7 protein-coding genes are annotated in these 2,766 nt (G+C 37.6%); all 7 read right to left on the bottom strand.

All coding sequences use genetic code 11. The features are described from left to right. Positions 1–294: 294 nt before the first annotated feature. The 7 genes from B9G53_RS03875 to B9G53_RS03845 all read right to left on the bottom strand — a co-directional run bounded on the left by B9G53_RS03875 (position 295) and on the right by B9G53_RS03845 (position 2,613). Entirely contained in the window at positions 295–474 is a 180-nt protein-coding gene (locus tag B9G53_RS03875; RefSeq protein ID WP_094529364.1) for a hypothetical protein, read from the bottom strand. A 102-nt stretch (positions 475–576) separates the two neighbouring features. Further along, positions 577–807 carry a YgiT-type zinc finger protein gene (locus B9G53_RS03870; protein ID WP_094529361.1) on the bottom strand — a complete coding sequence of 77 codons (231 nt, stop codon included), beginning with the start codon at positions 805–807 and terminating at the stop codon, positions 577–579. Between the two features lie 32 nt (positions 808–839). Continuing rightward, positions 840–1,061, bottom strand: coding sequence for a hypothetical protein (locus B9G53_RS03865; protein ID WP_094529358.1), 222 nt, complete (start codon positions 1,059–1,061; stop codon positions 840–842). 216 nt (positions 1,062–1,277) lie between these two features. Continuing rightward, on the bottom strand, positions 1,278–1,646 hold the full coding sequence (locus B9G53_RS03860) for a DUF5615 family PIN-like protein (RefSeq protein WP_094529355.1): 369 nt from the start codon (positions 1,644–1,646) through the stop codon (positions 1,278–1,280). Next, positions 1,643–1,891, bottom strand: coding sequence for a DUF433 domain-containing protein (locus B9G53_RS03855; RefSeq protein WP_094529352.1), 249 nt, complete (start codon positions 1,889–1,891; stop codon positions 1,643–1,645). Before B9G53_RS03855 ends, B9G53_RS03860 begins: the two co-directional genes overlap by 4 nt. Positions 1,892–2,072: 181 nt before the next feature. Next, positions 2,073–2,303, bottom strand: a complete 231-nt coding sequence (locus B9G53_RS03850; protein WP_094529349.1) for a YgiT-type zinc finger protein — start codon at positions 2,301–2,303, stop codon at positions 2,073–2,075. 79 nt (positions 2,304–2,382) lie between these two features. Continuing rightward, positions 2,383–2,613 (bottom strand): DUF4258 domain-containing protein, encoded by a 231-nt coding sequence (locus B9G53_RS03845; protein ID WP_254923539.1) that lies wholly within the window; start codon positions 2,611–2,613, stop codon positions 2,383–2,385. Positions 2,614–2,766 lie beyond the last annotated feature (153 nt).

The raw sequence follows: 2,766 nt of genomic DNA, 5'->3' as shown, positions 1-2,766 counted from the left end.
AGGTTTTTACATCACTTACCTATTGGCAAAACATTAGGAGATATCACTAATCAGCTAGAGCAGTTTTTTGAATCCAGTCAATTTCTCTCAAAAATACAATTACGAAAAACACTGGATTTTATCTTTTCATTAATTCACTGATCTTATAGCGGGAAGGGAGTAAGCTGCCGAAGCCAAATTCTGTTAATGCTGTAATTATTTTTTGTGAGTTTTCTTCGCTGATTTCTATCCAAATATCGATGTCTTTGGTGTATCGTGGATGTCCATGTATGGCGACTGCATAGCCGCCAATGACTAAGTAGTTAATTTAATAATTGTATAAATTCTTTGAAGTCTTGGTTGAGCATTGAATTGATGATATTCTTGGCGAATTTGTTCGAGGGTTTCTAGGCGTTTTTGGGGTGTTTGTTGTTGCCAGTATTGAAAATCACTGACTTGTTGTTTGATGTTAGTTTTGATGATTACTTTTTCCATGTTGTTTCTCTTCGTTTTAGTCTTCTTATTCTATCGGTAGGTCTCGCAGGTAGTAAAAGCGATCGCATTTTCTCCCATCCACTTCTACTCTTCCCAAATATCTTAGGCGAGTGAAAAAACATCAACAGAGATCGCTCTAATTGGTTGCGATTTGTTGTGTAACATTACGCGAATCTGCTCTGTTGTCTGGCTGCTAAAGGTCTGCTCACCACATTGGTTACAGACTGTTGAGGGGATATTCTCGACAAATACAGGTTTGCCAGAGATGTAAAAAACTTCGCTAATTAGTTCTTGAGAAAACTCTGTTGAAACGCATACATGACATCTATTCATTTGATTTTCTTCTTGTAAATTGAATCCATTGATTAGGATCTGGTTCGATGTTGTTCTAACATTGATTCGACTTCGGCATCGGTTGGGGCTGGCTGGCTAGTTTTGAGTAAACCTTTCATGCGGCTGATTGCTTGAGATCGCGTAGGTGTTGAGATTGCAGTTTCTTGAATCGAATCGATGATAGAGCGCACAAGTTCTAGGCGATCGCTTACAGGTAATTTACGCACCTGATTTTTAAGTTCTTGCAATAACATAGCGTTACTCCAGTTAGGCTGTGTTGGGAGGCTAGTGTGGACAATTTTAACATTTTCAGCAAATGAAAATTATTAGGATCTGCGATCGCGTATTTAATTGCTTAATCGTCATATTGACAAGTCAAATTGGTAAATCTCTCAAGTAGTAAAAGTGATCGCCTTTTTCTCCATCTCCCTTAATTCTTCCCAAATGCAGATACTGCCTGCAATAAACTTTTAATCATCACTTTGCTGATAAATACGAATACGTCCACGTTGAATGATCCAGAGTTTGCCTGTAATATCTTCACGTTCTAATCCATTAATTAGAGTCTGAATCGCATCTGTCAGATCGTCTATAGTTGCTCTAGGAGGTAATCTTAAAACAGCTATTCCTCTGTATTGTGAAGGTACATATTGTAGAGGATTGCTAAAGTCTAAGTCGAGAGTAACTAGACAGCGATCTTCTTGCTGGCAAACTTTTATGACGGTGGGATCTGAAGCTGAAGTTAGTCCTTGCTCAAGGACAGTAGAAACATCGTAGCCTGCTTGTTTTAGCTGGTTTATGCCTCTTTGACCAATATTCTCATCTAGTTTGAATTTCATGCTGATTTCTCGATGGGAATATCAACATAGCGATCGCTTGACATTGCTGCTCCGTAAGCAATACAGGCATAAATATCTTCTGGTTGAAGTTGGGGATATTCTTCTAGTAATTCAGGGATGCTAGTACCATTCGCTAGAAAATCAAGGATTAGGGACACCCAAATGCGATGTCCTCGAATACAGGGTTTTCCAAAGCATATATTTGGATTGACTGAGATACGATTGAGAAGTTCTACTCGTTTCATGGCTGTATTTTTCTTTGATTTTAATCAGATTGCATGAATTACTAAATCGCTATTGCTCTAATTATTTCACATAAAATTGTTGCTTATCTAATCACCAAATTAACAATTCAGATCGCTAAGCCTTGTAGTTAGTAAAAGCGATCGCATTTTCTACCATCCACTTCTACTCTTCCCAAATATCTTAGGCGAGTGAAAAAACATCAACAGCGATCACTCTAATTGGTTGAGATTTGTTGTGTAACATTACGCGAATCTGCTCTGTTGTCTGGCGGCTAAAGGTTTGTTCACCACATTGGTTGCAGATTGTTGAGGGGATATTCTCGACAAATACAGGTTTACCAGAGATGTAAAAAACTTCGCTAATTAGTTCTTGAGAAAACTCTGTTGAACCACATACATGATATTTATTCATTTTATTTTCTCCTTGTAAATTGAATCCATTGATTAGGATCTGGTTCATATATTGTAATGATTTTTACGATCGCTGATTCTTACATTGATACTTGCAAGTGAAGAGGTCTATTGGTTTGAGTAAATCCAAAAATAAGACAACTTGGTGAGTATTTATCATCTGGGTATTTCTCAACAATGATCGCATCTTCAGATATTTGCATAATCTCCTGTTCGCTAATATTCCTTTCAACTGAGCGTTTGAGGGCATGACGGCTAAATTCAAAATCTCCTCGCTGAAGTTGGTAGCAAATCTCAGTTATGGTTTTCATTTTCTATTGGTAAGTCTCTCAAATAACCCACATTCCGCTCGTAATGGAATGAGAAAAACAATTACGAAACAGGTGCAGGGAGCAAATAATAGCGTTGGCAGGTGGGAGAAAAAAACTTTAAAATATGAAGCCGAAGAGGAGACAAATTAACAA

The sequence above is a fragment of the Pseudanabaena sp. SR411 genome (assembly GCF_002251945.1).
In the GTDB taxonomy this organism is placed as follows: Bacteria; Cyanobacteriota; Cyanobacteriia; order Pseudanabaenales; family Pseudanabaenaceae; genus Pseudanabaena.
Note: the sequence above shows the minus strand (reverse complement) of the source record. Positions and strands in the feature narration are given on the sequence as shown.

Excerpts from the sequence above, each read along its gene's own strand:
- B9G53_RS03875 (WP_094529364.1), bottom strand. The coding sequence starts at position 474 with ATGGAAAAAGTAATCATCAAAACTAACATCAAACAACAAGTCAGTGAT.
- B9G53_RS03845 (WP_254923539.1), bottom strand. The coding sequence starts at position 2,613 with ATGAAAACCATAACTGAGATTTGCTACCAACTTCAGCGAGGAGATTTT.
- B9G53_RS03855 (WP_094529352.1), bottom strand. The coding sequence starts at position 1,891 with ATGAAACGAGTAGAACTTCTCAATCGTATCTCAGTCAATCCAAATATA.
- B9G53_RS03870 (WP_094529361.1), bottom strand. The coding sequence starts at position 807 with ATGAATAGATGTCATGTATGCGTTTCAACAGAGTTTTCTCAAGAACTA.
- B9G53_RS03865 (WP_094529358.1), bottom strand. The coding sequence starts at position 1,061 with ATGTTATTGCAAGAACTTAAAAATCAGGTGCGTAAATTACCTGTAAGC.
- B9G53_RS03850 (WP_094529349.1), bottom strand. The coding sequence starts at position 2,303 with ATGAATAAATATCATGTATGTGGTTCAACAGAGTTTTCTCAAGAACTA.
- B9G53_RS03860 (WP_094529355.1), bottom strand. The coding sequence starts at position 1,646 with ATGAAATTCAAACTAGATGAGAATATTGGTCAAAGAGGCATAAACCAG.